The 24,381-nt window shown below is 28.7% G+C and carries 25 protein-coding genes; 24 read left to right on the forward strand and 1 reads right to left on the reverse strand.

Annotation, left to right across the window (positions count from 1 at the left end):
- Positions 1-9: 9 nt before the first annotated feature.
- From rplX to Bmayo_RS02550, 18 genes are all read left to right on the forward strand, one after another.
- On the forward strand, positions 10-315 hold the full coding sequence (gene rplX, locus Bmayo_RS02465) for a 50S ribosomal protein L24 (RefSeq protein WP_075552162.1): 306 nt from the start codon (positions 10-12) through the stop codon (positions 313-315).
- A 5-nt stretch (positions 316-320) separates the two neighbouring features.
- On the forward strand, positions 321-869 hold the full coding sequence (rplE, locus tag Bmayo_RS02470; RefSeq protein ID WP_075552163.1) for a 50S ribosomal protein L5: 549 nt from the start codon (positions 321-323) through the stop codon (positions 867-869).
- A gap of 17 nt (positions 870-886) precedes the next feature.
- On the forward strand, positions 887-1,072 hold the full coding sequence (locus Bmayo_RS02475; protein ID WP_075552164.1) for a type Z 30S ribosomal protein S14: 186 nt from the start codon (positions 887-889) through the stop codon (positions 1,070-1,072).
- A 9-nt stretch (positions 1,073-1,081) separates the two neighbouring features.
- A complete protein-coding gene (rpsH, locus tag Bmayo_RS02480) occupies positions 1,082-1,480 on the forward strand; it encodes a 30S ribosomal protein S8 (protein WP_075552165.1) in 399 nt (132 codons plus the stop codon).
- 16 nt (positions 1,481-1,496) lie between these two features.
- Entirely contained in the window at positions 1,497-2,039 is a 543-nt protein-coding gene (rplF, locus tag Bmayo_RS02485; protein ID WP_075552166.1) for a 50S ribosomal protein L6, read from the forward strand.
- A 16-nt stretch (positions 2,040-2,055) separates the two neighbouring features.
- Positions 2,056-2,415: a 50S ribosomal protein L18 gene (gene rplR, locus Bmayo_RS02490; protein ID WP_075552167.1), complete on the forward strand. Its 360-nt coding sequence runs from the start codon at positions 2,056-2,058 to the stop codon at positions 2,413-2,415.
- A 12-nt stretch (positions 2,416-2,427) separates the two neighbouring features.
- Complete coding sequence (gene rpsE, locus Bmayo_RS02495) at positions 2,428-2,925, forward strand: 30S ribosomal protein S5 (RefSeq protein WP_075552168.1); 498 nt, start codon at positions 2,428-2,430, stop codon at positions 2,923-2,925.
- A gap of 3 nt (positions 2,926-2,928) precedes the next feature.
- Positions 2,929-3,240: a 50S ribosomal protein L30 gene (gene rpmD / locus Bmayo_RS02500; protein WP_075552169.1), complete on the forward strand. Its 312-nt coding sequence runs from the start codon at positions 2,929-2,931 to the stop codon at positions 3,238-3,240.
- Positions 3,233-3,670 carry a 50S ribosomal protein L15 gene (gene rplO, locus Bmayo_RS02505; protein ID WP_075552170.1) on the forward strand — a complete coding sequence of 146 codons (438 nt, stop codon included), beginning with the start codon at positions 3,233-3,235 and terminating at the stop codon, positions 3,668-3,670. The genes rpmD and rplO overlap by 8 nt, the downstream gene beginning before the upstream one ends.
- 12 nt (positions 3,671-3,682) lie before the next feature.
- Positions 3,683-4,987 carry a preprotein translocase subunit SecY gene (secY, locus tag Bmayo_RS02510; RefSeq protein ID WP_075552171.1) on the forward strand — a complete coding sequence of 435 codons (1,305 nt, stop codon included), beginning with the start codon at positions 3,683-3,685 and terminating at the stop codon, positions 4,985-4,987.
- A 12-nt stretch (positions 4,988-4,999) separates the two neighbouring features.
- Entirely contained in the window at positions 5,000-5,113 is a 114-nt protein-coding gene (rpmJ, locus tag Bmayo_RS02515; RefSeq protein WP_004790059.1) for a 50S ribosomal protein L36, read from the forward strand.
- Positions 5,114-5,130: 17 nt separating this feature from the next.
- Complete coding sequence (gene rpsM / locus Bmayo_RS02520; RefSeq protein ID WP_075552172.1) at positions 5,131-5,508, forward strand: 30S ribosomal protein S13; 378 nt, start codon at positions 5,131-5,133, stop codon at positions 5,506-5,508.
- A 28-nt stretch (positions 5,509-5,536) separates the two neighbouring features.
- On the forward strand, positions 5,537-5,929 hold the full coding sequence (gene rpsK, locus Bmayo_RS02525; protein WP_075552173.1) for a 30S ribosomal protein S11: 393 nt from the start codon (positions 5,537-5,539) through the stop codon (positions 5,927-5,929).
- 15 nt (positions 5,930-5,944) lie between these two features.
- Positions 5,945-6,979: a DNA-directed RNA polymerase subunit alpha gene (locus tag Bmayo_RS02530; protein ID WP_075552174.1), complete on the forward strand. Its 1,035-nt coding sequence runs from the start codon at positions 5,945-5,947 to the stop codon at positions 6,977-6,979.
- A gap of 21 nt (positions 6,980-7,000) precedes the next feature.
- The gene (rplQ, locus tag Bmayo_RS02535) at positions 7,001-7,372 is read left to right on the forward strand and encodes a 50S ribosomal protein L17 (RefSeq protein ID WP_075552175.1); all 372 of its coding nucleotides are present in this window, start codon (positions 7,001-7,003) and stop codon (positions 7,370-7,372) included.
- 72 nt (positions 7,373-7,444) lie between these two features.
- Entirely contained in the window at positions 7,445-8,977 is a 1,533-nt protein-coding gene (gene rny, locus Bmayo_RS02540) for a ribonuclease Y (protein ID WP_075552176.1), read from the forward strand.
- A complete protein-coding gene (locus Bmayo_RS02545) occupies positions 8,967-9,755 on the forward strand; it encodes a TIGR00282 family metallophosphoesterase (protein WP_075552177.1) in 789 nt (262 codons plus the stop codon). Before rny ends, Bmayo_RS02545 begins: the two co-directional genes overlap by 11 nt.
- Positions 9,736-10,527, forward strand: a complete 792-nt coding sequence (locus tag Bmayo_RS02550; protein ID WP_075552178.1) for a TlyA family RNA methyltransferase — start codon at positions 9,736-9,738, stop codon at positions 10,525-10,527. Before Bmayo_RS02545 ends, Bmayo_RS02550 begins: the two co-directional genes overlap by 20 nt.
- On the opposite strand, the gene Bmayo_RS02555 is transcribed toward Bmayo_RS02550, so the two are convergent.
- Positions 10,524-11,270 (reverse strand): GerMN domain-containing protein, encoded by a 747-nt coding sequence (locus Bmayo_RS02555; protein ID WP_075552179.1) that lies wholly within the window; start codon positions 11,268-11,270, stop codon positions 10,524-10,526. The two genes, Bmayo_RS02550 and Bmayo_RS02555, sit on opposite strands and share 4 nt — an antisense overlap.
- Positions 11,271-11,356: 86 nt before the next feature.
- On the opposite strand from Bmayo_RS02555, the gene der reads away from it, so the two are divergent.
- The 6 genes from der to pheT are packed head-to-tail and all read left to right on the forward strand — an operon-like array spanning position 11,357 to position 24,378.
- A complete protein-coding gene (gene der / locus Bmayo_RS02560; protein WP_075552180.1) occupies positions 11,357-12,658 on the forward strand; it encodes a ribosome biogenesis GTPase Der in 1,302 nt (433 codons plus the stop codon).
- The gene (locus Bmayo_RS02565; RefSeq protein ID WP_075552181.1) at positions 12,655-13,914 is read left to right on the forward strand and encodes a DUF8515 domain-containing protein; all 1,260 of its coding nucleotides are present in this window, start codon (positions 12,655-12,657) and stop codon (positions 13,912-13,914) included. The genes der and Bmayo_RS02565 overlap by 4 nt, the downstream gene beginning before the upstream one ends.
- On the forward strand, positions 13,911-14,597 hold the full coding sequence (locus Bmayo_RS02570; protein WP_075552182.1) for an HAD family hydrolase: 687 nt from the start codon (positions 13,911-13,913) through the stop codon (positions 14,595-14,597). Before Bmayo_RS02565 ends, Bmayo_RS02570 begins: the two co-directional genes overlap by 4 nt.
- Before the next feature lie 19 nt (positions 14,598-14,616).
- Positions 14,617-21,117, forward strand: a complete 6,501-nt coding sequence (locus Bmayo_RS02575) for a SpiroCoCo family coiled-coil protein (RefSeq protein ID WP_075552183.1) — start codon at positions 14,617-14,619, stop codon at positions 21,115-21,117.
- A gap of 11 nt (positions 21,118-21,128) precedes the next feature.
- Entirely contained in the window at positions 21,129-22,700 is a 1,572-nt protein-coding gene (pheS, locus tag Bmayo_RS02580; protein ID WP_075552184.1) for a phenylalanine--tRNA ligase subunit alpha, read from the forward strand.
- The gene (gene pheT / locus Bmayo_RS02585; protein ID WP_075552185.1) at positions 22,678-24,378 is read left to right on the forward strand and encodes a phenylalanine--tRNA ligase subunit beta; all 1,701 of its coding nucleotides are present in this window, start codon (positions 22,678-22,680) and stop codon (positions 24,376-24,378) included. Before pheS ends, pheT begins: the two co-directional genes overlap by 23 nt.
- Positions 24,379-24,381 lie beyond the last annotated feature (3 nt).

Below are 24,381 nucleotides of genomic sequence, written 5' to 3' on the forward strand. Positions count from 1 at the left end.
GGGGGTTTTGTGAAGACAAAGTTGAAGATAGGTGATAGTGTAAAAATTCTTTCTGGAAAAGATAAGGGAAGAATAGGTAAGATTGCTAGTATAAATAGAAAAAAAAATAAAGTTATTGTTGAATCTTGCAATATGGTTAAAAAAGTTATTAAAGCTAGGACGCCCCAAGAAAAAGGTAGAATAATAGATAAGGAGGCCGCTATAGATATTTCAAATGTTATGATATTTGCTAAGGGAACTTCTTCAAGATTAGGCATTAGATTTGAAAATAATGAAAAAATAAGGTATCTTAAAAAAAATGGACAGAGGATATAGAGTTTATGAATTATGTTCCTGAATTAAAGAAATATTATAAAGACATTGTTATAAAAGAGCTTGTTAAGGAATTTGAATATAAATCTATAATGCAAGTTCCCAAGCTTGAGAAAATAGTAATTTCTGTAGGTGTTGGTGAGGCTGTTAGGAATAAGAAGTTATTAGATTCTGCAGTTTTAGAGCTTGCTCAGATTACTGGTCAGAAAGCTGTAAAGACAAAAGCAAAAAAAGCAATAGCCGGGTTTAAAATTAGACAAGGGCAAGAAATAGGTGCTAAAGTTACACTTAGGGGCAATGCAATGTATGAATTTTTATATAAGCTTATTCATTTAGCATTGCCAAGAGTTAAGGATTTTAGGGGAATCAATGGGGATGCTTTTGATGGTAATGGAAATTATTCTTTTGGTATAACGGAGCAAATAATATTTTCTGAGATAGACTATGATAAAATAGAGAGAATATCTGGTTTGAATATTACAATTGTGACAACAGCTTCAAATGATAAAGAAAGCAAAGCTTTGCTTTTGAAATTAGGAATGCCGTTTAGCAATTAAGGGGATTTATAAGGTATATGGCAAAAAAATCAATGATTATTAGGGCTTTAAGAAAGCCTAAATATAAAACAAGGCAACTTAATAGATGTAAGTTGTGTGGTCGTCCAAGAGGATATTTGAGAGATTTTTGTATGTGTCGAATATGTTTTAGAAAGTATGCGTCTGAAGGATTAATTCCTGGCGTTTCAAAATCAAGTTGGTAAGGTAATTTTATGGCGATTACTTATTCAGTAGGAGACATGCTAACTAAATTGAGAAATGCAAGCAGAGTTAGGCATGGGTCTGTAGATTTAAAGATGTCTAATATGAATAAATCAATATTAAGCATTCTTAAAGAAGAGGGTTATATTAAGGATTTTAATTCCTTAGAAAAGGAAGGAGTTGCTTTTATTAGGGTTTTGCTAAAGTATGACAGCAAAAGAAATCCTGTTATAAATAAAATAGATGCCATTTCCACTCCCGGTAGAAAAATTTATTCTTCATATAAAAATATGCCAAGAATAAAGAATGGATATGGAATATTAATTATATCTTCTTCTCAAGGTGTTATTACTGGCAAGGAAGCTAAAGATAAAAAAATAGGTGGTGAGTTGATTTGCTCAGTTTGGTAGTTTAATAGGGGGATATATGTCGCGTATTGGGAGACTTCCGATAAAGATTCCAGATGCTGTTAAGGTTGATGTTAAAGACAATTTGGTAATAGTTGAAGGTATTAAGGGAAGATTAGTTCAAGATATAAAAGACAGTATTAATGTTAAAGTTGAGAATGGTAGTGTTATTGTCGATCGAGCTTTTAATGATAAAAAATCAAAAGCTTATCATGGTCTTTACAGAAGTTTAATTTTTAACATGGTAAAAGGAGTCACTGAAGGATTTTCTAAGTCTCTTACTATAAATGGTATAGGGTATAGGGTGGAGCAACAAGGCAATAGTCTTTTTTTAAGCCTTGGTTATTCAACTCAGTTTGAATATGTTATTCCGGATGGTATTAGTGTAAAGCTTGACGGGAATACTAAAATTTCTGTTGAAGGAATAGATAAGTTTAAGGTTGGTCAGGTTGCTGCTGAGATTAGAAGTTTAAAAAAACCAGAGCCATATAAAGGAAAGGGTATTAAGTATGATAATGAAGTTATTAGAAGAAAAGTTGGAAAATCTGGTGTAAAAAAATAAATTTTGGGTTATAGTTATGAAAAAAATAAAAGAAGCAGAGCAGAGAAAGCTTAGGCGTAAAAAAAGAATAAAGGATAAAATAGGGCGCGGAGTAGCTAGTAGGCCACGAATTACCATATTTAAATCTAATAGATATTTTTATGCGCAAGTTATAGATGATAGTAAGGGACATACTGTTGTAAGTATTTCTACTATTGAAAAAGGTCTTAATTTAGGCAAAAATATTGATGATGTAAAAAAACTTGGAGAAGTTCTTGCTAAAAGGCTTAAGGAGAAAAATATAAATAATCTTATTTTTGATAGAAATGGTTATAAGTATCATGGACTTATTGCAAGTTTTGCAACTTCTTTGAGAGAGTTTGGTATTAATATTTAAGGGAGTGTATTTATGGTAGATGTTCAGGCTCAGAGAAAGCAGATAGAAAAATTAATATCACTCAACAGAGTTACTAAGGTTGTTAAGGGTGGGAGAAGATTTTCTTTTTCTGCTTTCATGGTTGTTGGAGATGGGGAAGGACATGTTGGTTGGGGTTTTGGTAAAGCTAATGATGCTAGTGATGCAATAAAAAAAAGCTTAACAAGTGCTAAGAAAAATTTAAGATTTGTTCCTATTCGAAAAGGAACATTGCCACATGAGGTTATTGGTTGCTTTAAAAAAGCGAAAGTTTTAATCAAGCCAGCTACTCATGGTACTGGTGTTATTGCAGGAGGCCCTGTTCGTGCTGTAATGGAGGCTTTAGGAGTGCATGATATTTTAAGTAAATCTCTTGGTTCTAATAATTCTATGAATGTAGTAAAGGCGACTTTTAAGGCATTTGACCTGGTTTTAGATGCTGAAAAAGTGGCAGAGCTGCGCGGGAAAACTTTGAAAACTTTATGGGGTTAATGTATGATTAAAAGAAAATTGAGATTACAACTAAAGAAAGCTAGGTTTAATGCTTCAAGGTCTAGATCTAAGAATAAATATTTTATTAGAAGGATGGAAAATAATAGAGAAATTATTTCTAAAAACAATATTAATGTGCAAGTTTGTCTTGTAAGAAGTCTTATTGGGAAATTAAATAAAAAGGTCAAAGTTTTAAAAGCATTGGGTTTGAATAAAATAGGTGATAAAAAGGTGCATTTTTTAAATGAACCTATTAAGGGTATGCTTAACGAGACTATTAATATGATTTTATTAAGCGAGGTAAGCAATGTTTAACCTATTAAAGCCTAAGGGAGCAAGTAAGCGACGTAAAATTGTTGGCAGAGGCCCTGGTTCAGGACTTGGTAAAACTTCTGGGAGAGGGCAAAAGGGGCAAAAAGCAAGAAATACTTCGCCAAGGCTTGGATTTGAAGGTGGTCAGACACCTCTTTATAGAAGATTGCCGAGGAAAGGTTTTTCTAATAATGATTATAAATTGGAATATACAATTGTTAATCTTGGAGATATAGATAAAAAATTCAAAGATGGACAAGTTGTTAATTATAATACTTTGCTTGAAAATAAACTTATAAAAAAGAAAAATAAAAAAATCAAGATTTTGTCTAATGGTAATCTTACAAAAAAAGTTTCCTTTGAGGTTTCTAAAATTTCTAAATCGGCTGAAAGCCTTGTAATAAAAATTGGCTGTACCGTTAAATTAGTTTGAAGTGGAATAAAGATGAAAGAATTGTTTTTAAGTTTATTTACCGTTAAGGACTTGAGAAATAAGTTCTTGTTTACTTTATTTGTTCTTTTTCTTTTTAGAGTTGGTTCATATTTGCCGATACCAGGAATAGATTCTGTAGCGCTTAAAAGTTATTTCAAGTCGCAGTCAGATTTTTCAATTGCTAATTATTTTGATTTTTTTTCAGGGGGAGCTTTTAGTAATTTTTCTATATTTATGCTTAGTATAGGGCCCTACATTTCAGCATCTATTATTGTTCAGCTTCTTGTTTATTCTTTTCCTTCTTTAAAAAAAATGCAAGAAGGTGATGGCGGAAGGCAAAAGGCTAAAAAATATACAAAATATTTAACAATAGTTGCAGCTGTAGTTCAAGGATATGCAACAAGCCTTTATGCTAAGGGTATTCCGGGAGCCGTTACCATTCCCTTTTATAGATATATATTTATTGCTATTTTAACAGTTACTACGGGAACATTTATCCTTTTGTGGTTTGGAGAGCAGATTAATCAAAGAGGTGTGGGGAATGGAACATCTTTAATAATTTTTTCTGGCATAGTGGTTAGACTTCAAGCAGCTTTGTTTAACTTATTCCAAAGCATGCAGGATCCTTCTCAAAATGTTAATCCTGTTTTTGTTATACTTATTATAAGTATATTTATTTTAGTTGTTATATTAATTATATATGAATATAAGGCCCAAATGCGAATTGCTATTCATTATGCTAGGTCAAATTCTAATAGTACGGTTAGTTCATATTTGCCAATCAAGTTGAATCCATCGGGCGTTTTACCTGTTATTTTTGCCTCTGTTTTAATTACTTTACCTTTACAAATTTTAAGTGGGTTTGCAGAAACTTCTTCTATAGCTAGACAAATTTTATCTTATTTAAGGCCTAATGGTTTTTATTATACTTTTTTGAATGTAATTTTGATAATTGGATTTACGTATTTTTATTCTAAGATTCAGTTAAGTCCTAAAGATATAAGTAATAATATTCGTAAGAATGGGGGCGCTATTCCAGGAATAAAGTCTGATGAGATGGAAAAATATTTAGATGAAATTATGAATAAAACTTTATTTTCAGGATCTATTTTTTTGTCAATTATTGCAATTATTCCATTTTTAGTGCAAAATATTTTTAGATTTCCGCACGATGTTTCTAGGATAATGGGGGGGTCTTCTTTGCTTATTATGGTAGGAGTTGCTCTTGATACATTAATTCATATTGATGCTTATTTGAAAACTCAGGGATTTTCTCATAGAAATAGAAAGAATTATGCATTTTTGCAAAAAATTTAGGAGTGTTTGATTATGAAAGTTAGGGCAAGTGTAAAGCCAATTTGTGAAAAATGTAAAGTTATAAAAAGAAAAGGTGTATTAAGAATTATTTGTGATAATTTAAAGCATAAACAAAGACAAAAGTAAAAGTTAAAGGAAATAAAATGGCTAGAATATCGGGAATAGATTTACCAAATAATAAACAATTAAAAATAGCTCTTACTTCTATTTATGGCATAGGTAGAACAAGGGCTTTAGAAGTTTGCAATAAATCAAGCATTTCTCCAAGCAAAATTGCTAAAGATTTAGATAATGATGAGGTTAATCGACTTAGGAAGGTAATTGAGAGCGATTACGTTGTAGAGGGAAAGCTTAGAAGTGAAGTTGCTATGTCTATTAAAAGACTTATGGATATAGCATGTTATAGGGGTATTAGACATAGAAAAGGATTGCCTTTGAGAGGACAGAGAACTAAAACAAATGCAAGAACTAGAAAGGGAAAAAGAAAGACCGTAGCTAATAAGAAAATAGCTAGCAAATAAAATTAGTTTTTAAGATTTGGAGGGCAAGTTGAGCGCAAAATTATCAACTAATAGTAAAAAAAAAATTAAAAGAAATATTGGAGAAGGAAACGTTTATATACAAGCTACTTTTAATAATACCATAGTTACTGTATCTGATATAAAGGGGAATGTTTTAGCTTGGGCAAGTGCTGGTGGGATGGGTTTTAAAGGGGCTAAAAAGTCGACCCCATATGCTGCTCAAATAACAGCAGAGTCTGCTTTAAATAAAGTGAGAGATTTTGGAATTAATTATGTTCATGTATATGTAAAAGGGCCGGGTATTGGCAGAGAATCTGCAATAAGAGCTATTGGTTCGATTGGTATGACTGTAAAATCAATTTCAGATATTACTCCTATTCCTCATAATGGATGCAGACCGAAAAAAACCAGACGAGTTTAGTTAGAAGGAGTTATGATGCCTGTGGAAAAATTTTTGAAAGATTTCACTATACCTGAAAAAATTGAATTTTTGAAAAGCCAAGGTGATGGATCTTATGGTAAATTTACGATATATCCTTTTGAAAGAGGCTTTGGGATTACTATAGGTAATACTTTAAGGCGCGTGCTACTTTCTTCTATTGAAGGGTATGCGATTACTGCTATGAGAGTTCAGTCTAGCAATAAAGACTCCTCGTCAAAGGTTGTTTCAAGTGAATTTGATTTGATTCCTGGAGTTTCTGAAGATACTCTTGAGGTTATTGCTAATATTAAAAATATCCATTTGAAACTTGGAGAAGGAGAGCAAAGAAAGACAATAAGCTTTAGTGTTAGTGGCAAGGATACCAATGTTTTGAAAGCTTCTCATTTTGAAAGAGATGGAGTTGAGGTTTTTAATAAAGATTTAGTTATAGCTACTTTATCACATGATGTGAATTTAGATTTTGAATTTCAAATTAATTATGGTAGAGGCTATGTTTCTTCTGAGCAAAATTCTAAGTATTTAGAAGAAGTTAATGTTATTGCTTTGGATTCTATATTTTCGCCTATAGAGAAAGTTTCATATTCTGTAGAAGATACTAGGGTTGGTCAAAGGTCAGATTATGACAAGCTTGTAATGGAAATTTGGACTACAGGCGTGATTTCCGCCAAAGATGCAATAAAAAAGGCTGCATCAATAGTAAGAGAGTTTTTATTTCCCCTTGTTGATTTTGAAGAGAATGTTAATACATCTTTTGAGAAATCAAAATCAGAAAGTTCTAACTTGCTTGATATGAGTATTGAGAAATTAAATTTGTCAGTCAGGTCTTTAAATTGTTTAGCTAAAGAAAATGTTAGAACTTTAGGAGAACTTATTAGTAAAAACGCAGAAGAGCTTTCTAAAGCTAGAAATTTTGGAAAAAAAAGTTTAGAAGAGATAATCGAAAAACTTGGTTCTTATCGATTATATTTAGGAATGTCTAAAGAAGATGCTCTATCTGTATTGAGCAAGAATGTTAAAATATCTGAATAAAAGGAGAGTTTAGGCTGTTTCATGAAAACAAAATTGGGTTTTAATAGATTAAGTAGAAAGTCTAGTCACAGGAGAGCGCTTTTAAAAAATATGGTAATTTCTTTTTTAAAGCATGAAAAAATTTCTTCTACTAAGGCAAAATTGTTTGAAGTTAAAAGATTTGCTGAAAGATTAATTACAAAGGCAAAAGTTGATACTGTGCATAATAGGCGAGAATTATCAAAATTTATACATGATAAGTATATTTTAAATAAGCTGTTTACCAAAATTTCTCCTGTTTTTAGACAAAGAAGTGGTGGGTATACTCGGATGATTAAATTAGGGAAAAGATATGGAGATTCGGCTGAAATGGCTATCCTAGAATTAGTTGAAAAGCCTTTAAAAGTTGAATAATTAATAATTTGAGCGCACTGTTTTAAAGATTAAAGTTTAAATTGCTTTTAAACAGCATAGGAGTTGAATGATATGATATATATTATTTTTTCTTCTATTTTTGCTGGCTTTATATTAGGATTTTTAGTAAGAGTTTTTTTAGGTAGATTGTCTTTATTAGATTTAGAAAAAAATCTGAAAAAAGTAAGAGTAGAATCACAATTAGAGATAGAAAATGAAAGAAGGCAAATTATTGCTAATGCAAAATCTCAAATGCTTAAAGAAAAAAACCAGCAAGATAGGGATATAAGAGATCGGAAAAATGAAATTGTTAATCTAGAAAAAAGATTATTACAAAGAGAAGAAACCTTAGATAAGAGAATATCTGCTCTTGATAAACAGCAGTCTAGAGTTGATTTTAAAATTAAAGAATTTGAACAAAAAGAAAAAGTAATAAGAGAAAAAGAGGCCGAGCTTGTTAAAAGATTGGAGAATATTTCTGGTCTTACAAGAGAAGATGCAAGAAAAATTGTAATTGAAAAAGTTGAGCATGAATCTAGAAGAGATGCTCAAGCTATTATCAATAAAAGTGAACAGGAAGCACAGTTATTAGCAGATAAGGTTGCAAAAGATATTTTAGTATCTACTATGCAGCGTATTGTTACGGAGGTAAGTTCTGAGTTTACAGTAGCTTCTGTTGAACTGCCTAATGATGAGATGAAAGGTAGGATTATAGGTAAAGAAGGGCGTAATATTAGGGCTCTTGAGACCTTAATAGGAGCAGATATTATTATTGATGATACGCCTGAAGCTGTTGTTATATCTTGCTTTGATCCAATAAGAAAAGAGCTTGCTAAGAGGACTTTAGAAAGACTTGTTACAGATGGCAGAATTCATCCTGCCAGGATTGAAGAAGTCGTGTATAATGTTACCAATGAGATAAATAGCATTATTCAAGAAGAAGGTGAGAAAGTAGTTTTTGACCTTAATATACATGGGCTTGATAAAAGACTTATTAGAGGGTTGGGAAGGCTTTACTTTAGAAGTAGTTATGGTCAAAATGTTTTAAGCCACTCTAAAGAAACGGCTATAATAGGAGAAATTTTAGCCAAAGAGATGAAATTAGACCCTGTTGTAGTAAAAAGAGCATGTCTTTTACATGATATTGGGAAAGGGATGGAAAGTATTTCTGATAATAGTGAGGGACATGCTATTACTGGTGCTGAACTTGCTCAAAGTTGCGGAGAGAGCGAAATTGTTGTTAATGCTATTGCTGCTCATCATAATGAGGTTAAGCCAGAGAGTCTTGAGGCTATTGTGGTTCAAATAGCAGATGCCATCTCAGCATCTCGTCCTGGAGCAAGGCGGGAAAGTTTAAATAACTATATAAATAGACTTAAAAGACTTGAAGACATTGCTTATAGTTTTGAAGGTGTTCAAAAATGTTATGCTATTCAGGCTGGTCGTGAAGTTAGAATTATTGTTGACAATGCCTTGATTAATGATGAAAAATCAATTTTACTTGCAAGAGACATTGCTAAGAAGATAGAAGCTGAAATGAGATATCCTGGAAAAATTAAAGTTACAATTATTCGTGAAACCAGAGTTATTGAATATGCAAGATAGCACTATTAAAACCTTGATAATTGGGGATATAATAGGCGAGAGTGGATTAAAAAAAGTTTTTTTTAATCTTAAAAACATTAAGAACAAATATAGAATAGATTTGGTAATTGCTAATGGAGAAAATTCTTCAAATGGCTTTGGAATAACTCCAGAAATAGCAAATAATCTTTTTAGGTCAGGTGTTAATGTTATTACTACTGGCAATCATGTGTATTCTAATTATAAAATAAATGATTATTTAAATAAACAAACGTATATCTTAAGGCCAAATAATTTTTCAGATTTGTTAGATGGGCATGGTTATTGCCTTCTAACTGTTAGAGATGAAAAGGTTGCTGTTGTTAATGTTCAAGGGGGTTTAAATATGAATTTTATTGTTAAGAATCCTTTTGATAATACAAAAAAATTGGTTAATATGTTGAGTAATAAGGCTAGAACTATTTTTGTAGATTTTCATGCTGAGAGTAATTATGAAAAAGAAAGTTTTGGATATTTTTTAAATGGTTTTGTAACAGGTGTGGTCGGTACTCATACCCATGTTATGACTCAAGATGAAAGAATATTGTCAAAAGGGACAGCCTATATTAGTGATGTTGGGATGACAGGTGGATTAAATTCTGTAATAGGATTTAATCCCGATATTTCTCTTAAATGTTTGCTTGAATATATTCCTTTAAGAGCTGAAGTTGTGGAAGATGACATAATTTTACAAGGAGTTATTATTACTTCTAATTTAAAGACAGGCCGTGCTTTAAAAATTGAAAGGATTCAGAAATAATTTATTAAATATACTTTGTAAAAGGTATCCAGAAAAAACACGAAAAGAATTAATGATTTTAATTCTAAAGGGTAATATATATGTAAATTCTCATAAAGAAAAAAATCCTAAAGTGTTAATAAACAAAACAAGTAAAATAGATTTGGTTGAGAATGCTTGTCAAACATTTGTATCAAGGGGGGGGTACAAACTTTTAGAGGCTCTTAAGTATTTTGAGATCGAAGTTAAAAATAAAATTTGTGTTGATGTTGGCTCTTCAACCGGTGGTTTTACTGATTGTTTGTTGCAGTGTGGTGCCAATTTTGTTTATTCAATTGATGTGGGTATTAATCAACTTTCTTATAAATTGAGAATTGATCCAAGAGTTAAAGTTTTAGAGAGAACTAACATTTTTGATGTTACAGAATTTAAGATTGTTCCCAATTTTGCAGTTGTAGATGTTTCTTTTAGATCATCAATAAGCATATGTGTAAATTTAATAGATAAACTTTATGATAATTTTATTATAGCTTTGATTAAGCCTCAGTTTGAGTTTAAAAGTTTAAATTTAGATATAAAAAATTTTAATGGTGTTGTGAATGGTAAGTATTTGAAGATAATTTTGCAAAGCGTAATTAAAAAGTTCTATAAAAATAAATTACAGGTTAAAAATATATTAAAGTTAAAAACTAAAGGTAAAAAAGGTAATCAAGAATTCATGTTTTTGGTTGTTAAGTCAAGTGTTTTAAATATTGCAAGTTCTATGCAATTGCTTAGCAATATTGAATTTTAATATTTGTCTAAAGTTTTTTTATTTAATATTCCTGAAAAATTTAAGTTTAATTCTTCAAGTATTATTGGATTATTTTCTATTGTTAAAATTATTCCATCAATTCCTTTAATTTCAAGACATGTTAAGGTTATTTGAGCGATTTGATTAATTATTCCTTCAATTCCAAAACTATTTTCATAAAATTCTTTAGATAAGTTTATTTTGACAATTCCTTCGCTTAGGTTTAAGTTTAAGAGTTTGGTTTTTATAGGAATTAAACTTAAAAAATTATTTTTTAGCTCGTATTCATTTGGGCCTTTGATTAAAGATTTTAGTGTTTCTTCAAGAATATTTTTGTCGTAATATATAGCTCTTTTTACAGTTTGTCTTAAGAAATAACCTTCTGGAGTGACTTTTATAAAATAAAGTTTAATAATTTTTTTGTTTTTAAGGTTATTATTTCTTTGATTTTGTTTGAGTTCTTCTTCAAGTTTTTTTATTTCTGGTGGTTGGATTAAAAAACTTTCATTTTTAAGTATTTTTACATTTGTATTTTTATTGGTGGTTTTTTTAGCTTCAATTAATTTATTATCTTGTGTTTGGCTTGATTCAAATAAACTATTATCGTAATTTTTTTCTTTAAAAATATGCATAATAAGCGAATTTTTAGTTATTAATAGTACGCTAATTATTGTTAAAACAATAGCAATTAAAATTAAAAGTATGTCTGATTTGGTTGAGCTTGAACTTTTTTTTCTTTTCAATATAAACACTCACGTGTAATTGGCATAAATACTAATATTTGCTATTATAATGGAAATATCGGAATAAATAAAGGGGTGTATTTGCTTTGCTTAATTATAAAAAGGTTCTTATTGTTGGTAGACCAAATGTTGGTAAATCTGCTTTATTTAATCGAATTTTAGATGCAAAAAGAAGTATTACTGAGAGTACTTACGGTGTTACTAGGGATTTAGTTGAAGAGGTTTGTAAGGTTGGTTCTTTTAGTTTTAAATTAATTGATACTGGTGGATTTACGATCTTAAAAGATGAGATTAGCAAAATTGTTGTGCAAAAGGTTTTAAGCTCTTTAGAAAAAGCTGATTTAATTTTATTGGTTTTAGATATTAATGAAATTTTACTTGAAGATTATCAGATTATTGAAAGACTAAGAAAATATAGTAGTAAGGTAATTTTGGTTTTAAACAAAGTAGATACTAAAGATAAGGAAAGTTTGGCTCATGAATTTCATAATTTAGGGTTCAAGCGCTATTTTTTGGTTAGTGCGGCTCATTGTCGAGGTATTACTAAGCTTAGAGATTTTTTAAAAATAGAAGCTGGTGAAGCTGATATTGAGAATGAAGTTGATATTAAGGTTGGGATTATAGGTAAGCCCAATTCAGGCAAATCTACTCTTATTAATTATTTATCTGGAAATGAAATTTCAATTGTTTCAGATCAACCTGGTACTACTAGAGATTTTATTAAAACTAAGTTTACTGGAAATGGGAAAGTTTTTGAGGTTATTGATACAGCTGGGATAAGGCGAAGGGCAAAAGTAAATGAAATTGTTGAATATTATTCTGTTAATAGAGCATTGAAAGTAATTGACATGGTAGATATTGTGTTTTTGTTGATTGATGTTAAAGAAGAATTAACTTCTCAGGATAAAAAGATTGCTCATTATGTTACTAAAAAAGGGAAGGGAATTATTATTGTATTTAGCAAATGGGACCTTGTGGAGGAATCTAAAGGGCATTTTGAAGCCTTAAAGAGTCGTGTGAAGTTTTTTTTTCCTATTTTAGATTTTGCCCCTATATTTAGAATTTCTGTTCATAAAAAGATAGGTCTAGATTCCCTTTTTAAAGAAGCTTTGAAGTTAAAAGATCAGATTGAGCTTAAAACCAGTACTCCAGATCTAAATAAAATGTTAAATTTATGGATTAAGGATTATCATTTAAATATTTCTCATAAAATAAAATATATTACACAAGTTAGCACTAATCCTGTTAAGTTTATTCTTTTTGCAAATAAAATAAAGAATTTTCCAAATTCTTACTATAATTATTTAGTAAATAATTTGCGTAAAATTGGATATAAAAATATTCCAATTTTAGTAGAATTAAAGGAAAAAATAAGAGATTTAAAGTGAAATATATATTTTTATTCTTAATAATTAAGAGTCTAAATCTATTTGCGTTTGAGAGTTTTTTTTATGATTTTGATGTAAGGACTAAATATTCAAAATATTTTAATTCAAGCTATGTGCAAAAAAAAATAAGTCCAATAAAACATTTTATTACAGAAGATTGTTACATTGAAGTTTCAAGTAAAGTTTTTTCTGGGCATGTTTATTATTCTTTTTTTAATAAAAAAAAGAATGTGAATTATATTTTTCCAGGGTCTTATGTGATTAAAGTGGGCAAAGATGGTATTGAACAGATAAAAATATTTTTTATAAACAGAGGGGATACGTTTATTAGGATAAAGTCTGCAAAATTTTCTTCTAGTGCCGATTTTTATTTGGTAAATACTTTAATTTATAAAGACGTTAAATTGCCTTTTAAGATTGAAGACATTGCAGTAATTTCTCTTAGGAATATAATAAATTATATTAGTAGGGTTATTGATTTTAGATATTTTATTCCTGAATATTTTGATATTTATAAAAATATTTCTAATATGGTAATTAGTTTAAGGGAATCCCTTATATCTTTTCCTATTGCTGAGGTTGTTGATGGCGCAATGGATGAGTATGGCAAAATGGTGCATATAGAAACTGGGTTATTGCAAAAAGATCCTGTGGGATTTAATTGCTCGGGATTTGTTAAATGGGTGGCAGATTCGATTTATAAATCAATAACAGGAAGACTTTTAAGAATTGATGATCTTAAGCTTAGGCATATTGGTGTTAGAGGTAGTGGTTTTACTAAAAGTCAAGAATTTAATAAGGATCCTTTTTTTGGTCTTGATTGGATTCGCAATATTGCTTATAGGATAAATAATATTAATGTGGATTTAAATTTATCTAAAATCAAGGAAAATGATGTCAATAATATTAAGTTTTTTGATTATATTGATAATCGTGGTTATAAAATTGAAAATTTAGAGTTTTTATTATATAGTTTGGCTTTAGATGAGCCTGGATATATTTATTTAGGATCTATTAGCACGGGTGTTAACAATTTATCAAGCATGATGCTTCACAAGCATGTTGTTTTTTTTCTTCCATTTCTTGATGAAAATAGGATTTTTAGAGTTTCTGTTAACGAGGTTAATGCTGAAACTTCAATCAAGTCTCTTCAGAAAAGATATCCAAAATCTTATATTCATTTAGTTAGAGTTAAGGTTCCTGAAAATTTACCAATAGTACCTATACCTATAAAGGCAAATAATCAATCATCATGATTAAAGCTGTAGTATTTGATTTAGATGGCACCTTGTATCCTGAGGTGGATAGAAATAAACTAATGTTTTTTGAATTCTTAACTAATCTCAAGTTTTTTTTAGCTTTTAAACAGATTAGAAAAAAAATACGAATTTTACAAAGCAATAAATTTTCAACTTCAAATAGGGATGAATTGTTTTCTCTTCAGGTTAAAATGCTTTCTGAATATTTAAATCTTGATGAGAATCGGTGTGCTTTTTTATTAAATAAAATATATTACAGTCAGATTTTTAGCGACAAGTTTAAAAAACTCAAGCCATATCTTGGAGTTCAAGATTTAATCTATTGGCTTAAATTTAAGGGAATAAAATTGGGAGTAATGTCAGACTTTCCTATTTTAGGTCGTGTCAAAAATTTATTGGGCATTCAAGACAGTTTTTGGGATATTCTTTATTCCTCAGAAGATACTGGATATTTAAAGCCACATAAAGCACCTTTTTTAAAAGTTATTGATGATTTGAATTTAAATAGTAAAAATATTTTGTATGTAGGGAATTCTTATGAATATGACATTTTAGGCGCTAAAAATGTTTCAATGAAAGCAGCTTTTTTTTCAAAAAAGAATATAAATTACAAAGGGATGATTGATTTTATTTTTCATGATTATAAAGACTTAAGAGAATATATACGTTTGAATATATAGAATATGGGTAAAATATTTTATGATAGATTTTGCGACTATTTTGGTTAATCTTTTTTTAGTTTCAATAGTTTTGTTTGTTTATAGACAATATGATAAACGTTCTAGAGCATTAGATAAAATTAAAAAGTTTGTCGATCTTACAAAGGTTAATCTTGAAGATTTTATTGAAGATAAGACAAAAGAGATTAATGATCTTGCTGTTGATATGGAAGCTTATCAAAGGTCTAGTATAGAAATAATAAAAAAGATTGAGGAAGTTCAGCAAAAGATTAGAAATAAGAGCAATGATTTTGCAGAGGTTGAAAAAAAGATAGCTTATCATGATTCTATGCTTAAAGATCTTGATGAGATGACTTTTAAAGTTCAAGAGAATATACAAAGATTGCAGGTTGACGGGAAAATAGTAGATAAACTTTCAAAAACTTTAAAAGGATTTAATACTCAGATTGATTCGGTTGAATCAAATTTGAATTCTGTGTTAGAAAAATTTGACAAGACTAATAAAGAAAATCTCGAGTCTATTAAAATTGCTAGTTGGGAAAAGTTTGACACTAATATTAAAGAACTTGTTTTTAAAATGGATAATTTGAATAAAGAGATTAGTCTTTATGAAAAAGATTTAGCAAATATTGAAGAGAGAAAAAAGGATATTTTAGTTAAGGGTAATGAGAAATTAGATTTAGAATTTAATGATTTTCTTGAAAAGGTCGAGTTTAATATTGACAAATATAGCAAAGAGATTGAAAATTCTTTTACTTTTTATGAAAACAAATATAAGTTAATAGAAGATTCTATAGGGCTTATTATGGAGAGCGTAAAGAATAAAATTAATGAGAAAGAAGATTTTATTTTAAATAGACTAAATGAAGAATTACAAAATAAATTTAAGGATATCTTTACATATGTTGATGATCGCTCTAAGGAAATTCAAGATAAACTTGAAAATAAATTGGTTTTAGTGGACAATGAGATTTCTTCCATGAGTTCTTCTTTTAAAGACAATGTTTATTCAAGAATTAATTCACTTGAAGAGTCAATGCGAATAGAGATGGTAAAGTATGAGGAGCAAGTTGATGATGTTTTTGATAAATTTAGATCTCAAGTTGAGTTGAATCTTAAAAATATTTATGAGGATTATGAAGATAAAATAAGTCAAGTTGATAATAATATTAGAGAAAGGGTAGATCTTAGTTTGTTAGATTTGAATTCTAAAATGGAAAGTGTTCAGGTAGGTGCTATTGATTTAATTAAGAGACTTGAAGATGATTCTAATGGAATATATCTTGAATTTAAAAGTAAGTTTGGGGCAGATATTGAATTATTTAGTGAAAGTTTTAAAGGTGATATTAATCAACTTAAAATGCAATTAGAATCTCAACTCTTAGATGTTGATTCAAATGTTCAAGACAAGCTTGTTAAGCTTAATGATAATTTAATTTCTAATTTTGAAGAAATTAATGGTAGGTTTAATAATAGTTACTCAAATTTGAGTGATAATATAAATGCCAAGTACACAGCTCTTTTTGAATCTTTGGATTCTAGTAGCTCTAAATTTGAAGATCAAATGGAATCTAAATATAATAGCTTTACAGATAAATTAACAGCAGAAATGGATGAGTTTTCTTTAATTTATGGTGAGAAATTTGAGACACTCTCTCAAGAAGCTATCAATAATTATCAAGGATTTCAAGAATTAAACAAAAAATTAGAAAATGAAATTGGATCTTTTTATAATATGTTTGAAAAAACTCAGGAGACTTTAAAGGGAGATTTTAATGCCATTTTAATTAACATTAAAGAGGAAATTGATAAGAATATAATAGAGTTTAAGGATCGTTATTACGATGAAATAAATATTTTTGTTGCTCAGCTAGAAAAAAGCAAACTTCAATATTCAAAGTGGCAAGATAAAATAGATTCTAATTTAAAAAATATTGAATCTCAAATAAATAAAACAAATGAAGAATTTTTAAGTTTAATTCAGATTCAAAAAGACAAAGGAATAGAACTTAGCGAGAGCGTTTTTAATGATCTTTCAGATCATATTCAAAAAAAAGCTATTGATATGCATGGCAGTTGGAAAGATGAGCTTATTGCTTTAAATAAATCTTTACTTGATATTAAGATTTCTAGTGAAGAGTTACTATCATCTGCTACTTTAAAAATTGAAAATCTAGAAAAAGATGTTAATGATAGAATGGAATATGTTTTATTAAAAACAGGCGATATTGAGAGTTTGGTGATAGAAAAATACAAAGAATTAAAAGATATGTCATATTCACAAAGTGATGAGGCTATATTAGGAATTAAAGAATTTATTAATAGGCAAACAGAAGTAATTAAAGATAAAAGTGTATTTATGCTTGAGGATTTGAATAAAAAATTTGATGATAAGAATAATTTTGTTATAAGCAAGATTGAAGAATGTGATTATAAATTAAAAGATTTCAAGATTGAATCAGAAGATATTTTAAATAATTTTAAATCTGATCTTAATGAATTTATTGAGTCAAAACTGCAAATTGTCTCTAATATAAAATCGGACAATCAAAAGCAAATTGATGATTTTTTAGATAGAATTTCTAAAGATATTTTAAACAGGAAGGATTTAATTAACAATGAAGTAGACAGTAAGCTTAGTGATTGGCAAAGTAAATTAAACGAAATAACTGTTAAAATTGAAAATTTATTGTCTTCAGGCAAAGTTGATTTGGATTTAATAGATTCTGAGGTGACTACAAAAATTAAAGAGCTTAGATTTTCCATAGAAAGTCTTGAGAGTTATTATCTTGAGAAAATAGATGAGTTTAGAAATCAAGGTGCTATATATTCTGATGAGCTTTTGCAAGACATAATGAACCATTTTAATAAAGAGACTAGAGAACTTGAGGAAAATTTGTCAAAGAAATTTGCTTCAGTTTTAAATAATTCAGAGGAATTTGTTAAAGAGGTTGATAGTTTATTGCAGGATAAAAGAACCGATATTGCTTCTTTTCAGGCTAATATAGACATTACTCTTGATTCTCTTAGTGTAAAGTTTAATGATATAAACAAAGAAATTAATGGAAAATATAATGAGGTGATATCTAATTATAGGGGGTATTCAGAAAATATTTCTAGTAAACTTGAAAATGAAATAATGCATGAGATTGAAAATCTAAGTAGAAGATTAACAGATAGAATAGATAGTCTTAGCAAAAGTATGGATGAAAACCTTCAAAAACTTAAGGAATCTTTTGATGTATCAAAATATCAAGTTGAAAAATTTGAATTGAAAGTTAAAGATTTAACAGATGCTGGAGAGGTAAAAATTAGCGAGTTTGTTAAAGAGATTGAACAGTATTATAAATCTAGATTAGAAGAAGCAATTGATTATAGGAGAACGATTGATAGTGATATTATGCAAGCAAAAGAGAGATTTGGGGAGATAACAAATGATCTTAAAAATAATATTGAGAGCAAGTCTGAGTTTTTAAATGATCTTTATAAGGAAAGATTTAAACTTATTGAGAGTAATTTTGAAGAGAGATATTCTACATTTCTAATTGAAAGTGAGGGAGCTATTTCAAAAATTAGAGATGAAATCTATAAAACACTTACAAGCAATGATGAAAATTTGCAAATTAAGATTTCTGAAATGGATAATAATTTTGAGATAATAGAGCAAAGATCAAAAGATATTTTAGAGCTTGAAAAAGAATTGCAAGATAAAATTAAAGATTGTTATGGTGTTATAAATTCTCAATTTGGAGAGATTAAGGTAAGCGTTGAAGAGAATATAAAAAATCATTTTGAGCTTTGTATAAAAAAGGTAAATACTTTAATTAATGATGACATTGTAAAGTATGAAAATGAAATTCACAAGAGAATTGATTCTTTAAAATCGATTGAGAGCACTTTTGATAGCATAGAGAAAGATTTGAATGATAAAGTGAGTGGGTGTATTGATAAAATAGCCAATAATTTTAATCTTAAGTATGTTGAACTTGAAGAAAGGTGTAATGAAGGGCAATTAAATTTAGAGAATAAAATTGACAACAAAATTAAAGCCATTGATAATTTAGCTTTAAGTCAATATGATGGACTTGAGAAAAAGTATGCTGATATGTACGATGAGTTTTCAGAGAGATTAAATTCTTATATTACAACTTTAAATGAAGAGTTTAAGAGATCTAATAAAGAGATGATTTTTGAACTTGAATCTCAACTGAAAAATCTTAAAAATCTTGAATCTGATTTAAATAATATTGAAAAGGATGTTATTAGATTAAAAGAAGAGTCTTATCACAATGTTTCATCGCATCTTAAACTATTAGAAGAAGACTTTTTCAAAGATTTGAAAATTAGAGGGGAAGAGCTTAAATATTCTTTAGAAAACTTTATTGCCTCATATAATGATAAAATTCAAAATTTAGAATATGATTTGTCTAAAAATTTGGAAAACAAAACAGAGCTTATTCAAAGTTTCCGCTTAGATATTGAACAAAAAATGAAAGAAGATAAAGAAAATTTTTATTTGGATTTTACTAAAGAATTTTCTTCCAAAAAAAAAGATATGCAGAGTGAGATAGCTTTAATGGAAACCAATATTACCGGGAAAGTAGATGAATTTGTTGATTTTGTAAATAATAAGCAAAGCATTATTGATTCTTGGTTTTTAAATATTAAAGGTGATGTAAAAAATTGGCAAGAAAAATCTTATAGCACAATAGAGGAGAGAATAAATCTTGCTGAACTTGGAATCAGATCATTTGAGAATGATATTTTTAATGTTAAGATTGGTTTAGAATCTTTTAAAGATGGTTTTGAGATTAAGGCTGAAGAGATTTTTAGCAATTTGCAAAACGAGGCTAAAAAAATTGAACAATCAGTTCATCTCGATTTTAAAAATATTGGTGAGTCATTAAATCTTAAAGTTTTAGATCTTGAAAAATTTGTTGATTTTAAAGTAGAAAAGATAGATGAAAAGGTTAATAAGAAAACTGAAGACATCTTAATTCAGGCAGAAGTGAAATTTTTAACTCAGCAAAAGGATCTTGAAGATAAGATTTTTGAACTTAATCAAAAATTAGAGCATGAATTTACAACTTTGTCTTCTAATCTTGATAAGGCAAGGCAGGAAATGGTTGATGTAATTTCTAGTGATAAAGAAAGCTTTGAAGGTCAAATTGAATTAATGAATAAAAATATTTCAGAATTTTCTGAAAAAATTAGCTTATACAGAAATAATATTGAGACATCAATTGATAATGAATATAATTCGTTTTCTAAATCTATAAAATCTGAGTTCGGTTTACTTGAGGATGAGCTTAAAAAAAGTTTAAAACATTCAACATTAGAGATTGAAACCATAAAGAATGGCTTACAAGAGCAAATTGATAAATTTGAGGCTGAATTCAACAAAAACCATAAAAAATTATTGAAAGAAGTTGATACTAATATTTTAGAACTTGAATCTAAAATATTAAATTGTGATATTAAATTTAATAAATTTATTAGCGAGATTAAAGACAATTTAGTTGAATATAAATCTGATTTGAGAGCAGAATTTGAAGACAGTTATGATAAAATAAATTTTCAAATTGAAAATCAAATTGAGAATTTTAAAAAACTGGATGCTGAGCTTGAAAAAAATAATTCGATATTTTTGGAGGCTTATTCTCTTAAGGATAAGTTGGAAAAATTATGGGAAACTTTAAAAAATGAGATAGATCTTGCTCAGGAATATAAAAATAATTTTGAAAATGTTAACAAAGAATTCTATAATATTCAAAAAGAAACATTAGGCATTGTTGAAACTTTTAATGCATTAAAGTTGGAACAAGAATCAATTAAATCTATTAAGAATGATTTTAATAGATTTTTTGAATTTTACTCTTTATTTGATAGTAGATATAAAAGTTTAATTGAATCTTATGATGAAATGCAAATTTATAAAGCTAAAATAAAAGAGATAGCTGACGAGCAGAGAACTATTCTTGATAATTATGAAAGAATTAGCAATAAAGAGGGTATATTAAAGAGCACTATAGAGTCTGTTGATAAAAATTTTGATTTAATAAATGAAGTGGAGAAAAGATTTAATACTTTAAGCAAAGAGAGCGCTAAGTTTCAAGACAATCTCAAGGATATGGAAAATGTTGTTTCAAGTCTATTATTAAACAAAGGGTTGTCAGAAGAGGTGTTGATTAATGCTCAGAATTTAAAGGAAATGCTCTTAGATATTGAAAATAGATTGAAAAATACTTTGACCATGAGAGAGAAGGTAGTGAAATCTGAGACAAGGTTAGAAAATTTAAATATTGCAGCAGAAGAGAGAATAAAAACTCTTGGCATTCTTGTCAAAACTGATTCTAAGTATCAAGATAATGTTGGTCTTAATAATGAAACTGTTAGGAATTCTGTAATAAAGCTGATGAGGCAAGGATGGAGTGCTGAAGAGATTTCTAGAGCTACCAAATTATCTATTGGGGAAGTTGAGCTTATTTTAGAGCTTGGTATAAGTAATAAAGGTGACTGAAGGTTATATTTATGAAGGCAGATTTAAATTTAATAAAAACATTGCATCCTCTTGAGATTAAAGTAATTTTAAATAATAAAGAAGAGGACGATATTTCTGCTTCAATTATTATTGAAAAATTAGGGTTTAATGAAGGTCAGGCAAATAAAACAATTGAATGGTTAAATTCTAAAAGGATTATTGAAGAGATTTATAGGAAATTAAATGTATTTTATAAGGCAACAGAAAGGGGTCTTAGTGCTTTAAGAGATGGGTTTGTTGAGGAAAAAATAATAAATCTAGTATCTCGAAAGGCAGTGCTGGCTTCAAATTTAGCCTTAGAGCTTGATATTGATACTAAAGAAGTGAGAAAGGCTTTTGGCAGTTTGTTAAAAGAGGGCATTCTTTCTCTTGATTCGAATAAACAGATTATTATAAATTGTTTAGACGGTATAGAGGCTAATTATCAAAAAATACGTGTTTTATTAGAAAGAGCAAAAAGTAGCGATCTTCTTAGAGAAAGTTTGACAACCGAAGAGCTTTTATTAATATCAAATTTTGCTAAGAAAAAAGGAGCAGATTCTGTATTTTTTAAAATAATAGAAAAACTTGATTTAAAGTTTAGATTATCTAGTTTTGGATTGGAAGTTAAAAATTTTTTAATGAGAAGTGAATTAACTGGGGATGAGCTTGCTAAGCTTACTCCTGAAATTTTAAAAAATAAAACATATGAGAATAAAAAATTTAGAGCTTATAATATTCATATTCCATCAGCTAAAACTTTTATTGGGCGTGCCAATTCTTATTTAGATTATATTTCTAAAATTAAAGACAAATTAGTAGGGCTTGGTTTTGAAGAGTTTGATGGTCCTTTAGTAGAAACAGAATTTTTTAACAACGACGCTCTTTTCATGCCCCAATTTCATCCTTCTCGTGATATTAAGGATGTCTATTACATTTCAGATCCTAGCATGCAAAAATCTTTACCCGAACCTTATTTTTCTAATGTAAAATTAGCCCATGAAACAGGATATGCAACAGGTTCAAGAGGTTGGAGATATAGTTTTAGCGAAGATCTTTCTAAGAGATTAGTTTTAAGAACCCATGGTACTGTTCTTTCTGCAAAACAATTAATTAATGCCAAAAGTCCAAGCAGATATTTTGGAGTTATTAGATGTTTTAGATATGATCAAGTAGATGCAACTCACGGAGTAGATTTTTATCAAACTGAGGGGATTGTTATTGAGGATGGTGTTAGCATTAAAACTTTGCTGGGCCTTCTTGAAATTTTTGCCAAAGAGCTTGCGGGCGCTACAGAAGTTAAATATGTTCCTGCATATTTTCCATTTACTGAACCTTCGATTGAAATACATGTGAAACATCCTGTTCTTGGCTGGTTTGAACTTGGAGGAAGTGGAATTTTTAGGCCGGAAGTTACAAAGCCTTTGGGTATTGATTTACCTGTTATTGCTTGGGGGATTGGAATAGATAGAATGGCTTTAATGCACTTGGGTCTAAATGATTTAAGAGATCTATTTACTTATGATATTGGTGATGTTATTTTGAGGCGAGGAAAGATAGATGCCAAAGGTAGAAATTTATAAAAATCTTTTTTTAGATAAAATAGGAAAAAATTTTACAAATTTAGATATTCCAGAATTACTTGAGCCATTTAAAGCGGAATTTGATGGGTTTGATGAAAGTTCAGGAAAAATCAAAATAGAATTTAATGATACAAATAGGCCAGATTTGTGGTCTTATACAGGACTTGCTAGGCAGATAAAAACTTATTTTTTTGGAGAAATGCCTTATTATGATTTTTTTTCAAAAAGGGGAGATTTTAAAAATTGTTATGGTGAAATTTTAGTGGATGGAAAAATGTCTCAAATCAGACCATTTATTTTTGGATTTTTGGCAAAAGGATTGATTGTTGATGATAGAATGCTTGAGACACTAATTCAATTTCAAGAAAAACTTTGTCAAAATTATGGACAAAAGAGAAGAAGAGTTGCAATGGGGATGTATAATTCTGATTTTATTAAATTCCCAATAAGGTATGTTGCATCATCTCCTAATCACAAATTTGTTCCTCTGGGAATGGATTACGAGCTTTCTCTTTTAGAAATAAATGAAAAGCATCCCAAAGGATTGGAATATTCCCACATTATCAAAAATTTCGATAAGTATCCGTTATTATTAGATGATAACAATAATGTAGTATCTTATCCTCCAATAATTAATTCTAACAATATTGGATCTTTAAAGGTTGGTGATACTGATTTATTTATTGAGGTTACGGGTATCGATTTTGAAGCAACTTTGTTAGCGCTATCTGTAGCAGCTTGTGATTTTTATGATATGGGTTTTGAAATTTTGCCCGTAAAAACTGTGTTTAGAGAGCCTTTTGGTTTAGATTTTGAAGAATTAGTATGTCCTTATTATTTTCAAGAAGAAGTAGAGTTTAATGTTGAAAATGTTAATAGATTGCTTGGAGGCAATTTAACATTAGAGCGTATTTGCCTTAGTTTGAAAAAAATGGGAGTAAATTCTTATTCTAGAGGTTTGAAAAACTATATTATTCCACCTTTTTATAGAAATGACTTTCTTCATGAGGTTGATGTAATTGAAGATGTAATGATAGGAGAAGGTCTTTCAAGTTTTCATCCAGAGCTTCCCAAGGCTTTTGCAGTGGGAAGGCTTAGTGCTTTAGAAGAGTTTTCAAGGAATGTTAGAAATTTAATGGTGGGTATGGGATTTCAAGAGATGATTTATAATTATATGGGCTCTAAGAAAGATTTTATTGACAAAATGAATATTAATGATCAAAATTTTTTAAAAGTATCTAATCCAATGACAGAGAGTTATGAATATATTAGGGCATCAATAATTCCTAATTTATTAAAATCAGAAAGCGTTAGTTCTAATTTTCCTTATCCACATAAAATTTTTGAAGTTGGCAATGTAGCTTTAAAGAATTTGGATACTATTGAGGGAACAATCACTTTTACTAATTTAGCTTTTTTAATATCTGGTAAAGAAATTTCTTTTAATGAAATTAATTCAATTGTTGCAACGCTTTTTTATTATTTAAATATTGATATTAGTTTAATAGAATCAAAAACCACTTTTTATATTAATGGTAGGGGAGCGGATATTTTGATTGAAGGCTTTAATATAGGTAGTTTTGGCGAAATTTCACCTTATGTTTTAAATAATTTTGGTATTTTTATTCCATGTTCTGTTTTTGAGGTTAATATCAACAAACTTATGAGTCGATCTTAAGCA

Origin of the sequence: Borreliella mayonii, from assembly GCF_001945665.1 — a bacterium.
GTDB classification, from domain to species: Bacteria; Spirochaetota; Spirochaetia; order Borreliales; family Borreliaceae; genus Borreliella; species Borreliella mayonii.

Excerpts from the sequence above, each read along its gene's own strand:
- rny (WP_075552176.1), top strand. The coding sequence starts at position 7,445 with ATGATATATATTATTTTTTCTTCTATTTTTGCTGGCTTTATATTAGGA.
- Bmayo_RS02570 (WP_075552182.1), top strand. The coding sequence starts at position 13,911 with ATGATTAAAGCTGTAGTATTTGATTTAGATGGCACCTTGTATCCTGAG.
- Bmayo_RS02575 (WP_075552183.1), top strand. The coding sequence starts at position 14,617 with ATGATAGATTTTGCGACTATTTTGGTTAATCTTTTTTTAGTTTCAATA.
- Bmayo_RS02530 (WP_075552174.1), top strand. The coding sequence starts at position 5,945 with ATGCCTGTGGAAAAATTTTTGAAAGATTTCACTATACCTGAAAAAATT.
- rplF (WP_075552166.1), top strand. The coding sequence starts at position 1,497 with ATGTCGCGTATTGGGAGACTTCCGATAAAGATTCCAGATGCTGTTAAG.
- rpsE (WP_075552168.1), top strand. The coding sequence starts at position 2,428 with ATGGTAGATGTTCAGGCTCAGAGAAAGCAGATAGAAAAATTAATATCA.
- Bmayo_RS02475 (WP_075552164.1), top strand. The coding sequence starts at position 887 with ATGGCAAAAAAATCAATGATTATTAGGGCTTTAAGAAAGCCTAAATAT.
- rpsH (WP_075552165.1), top strand. The coding sequence starts at position 1,082 with ATGGCGATTACTTATTCAGTAGGAGACATGCTAACTAAATTGAGAAAT.
- rplO (WP_075552170.1), top strand. The coding sequence starts at position 3,233 with ATGTTTAACCTATTAAAGCCTAAGGGAGCAAGTAAGCGACGTAAAATT.
- rpsM (WP_075552172.1), top strand. The coding sequence starts at position 5,131 with ATGGCTAGAATATCGGGAATAGATTTACCAAATAATAAACAATTAAAA.
- rpmD (WP_075552169.1), top strand. The coding sequence starts at position 2,929 with ATGATTAAAAGAAAATTGAGATTACAACTAAAGAAAGCTAGGTTTAAT.
- Bmayo_RS02545 (WP_075552177.1), top strand. The coding sequence starts at position 8,967 with ATGCAAGATAGCACTATTAAAACCTTGATAATTGGGGATATAATAGGC.
- pheT (WP_075552185.1), top strand. The coding sequence starts at position 22,678 with ATGCCAAAGGTAGAAATTTATAAAAATCTTTTTTTAGATAAAATAGGA.
- secY (WP_075552171.1), top strand. The coding sequence starts at position 3,683 with ATGAAAGAATTGTTTTTAAGTTTATTTACCGTTAAGGACTTGAGAAAT.
- rplE (WP_075552163.1), top strand. The coding sequence starts at position 321 with ATGAATTATGTTCCTGAATTAAAGAAATATTATAAAGACATTGTTATA.
- rplQ (WP_075552175.1), top strand. The coding sequence starts at position 7,001 with ATGAAAACAAAATTGGGTTTTAATAGATTAAGTAGAAAGTCTAGTCAC.
- rpmJ (WP_004790059.1), top strand. The coding sequence starts at position 5,000 with ATGAAAGTTAGGGCAAGTGTAAAGCCAATTTGTGAAAAATGTAAAGTT.
- rplR (WP_075552167.1), top strand. The coding sequence starts at position 2,056 with ATGAAAAAAATAAAAGAAGCAGAGCAGAGAAAGCTTAGGCGTAAAAAA.
- pheS (WP_075552184.1), top strand. The coding sequence starts at position 21,129 with ATGAAGGCAGATTTAAATTTAATAAAAACATTGCATCCTCTTGAGATT.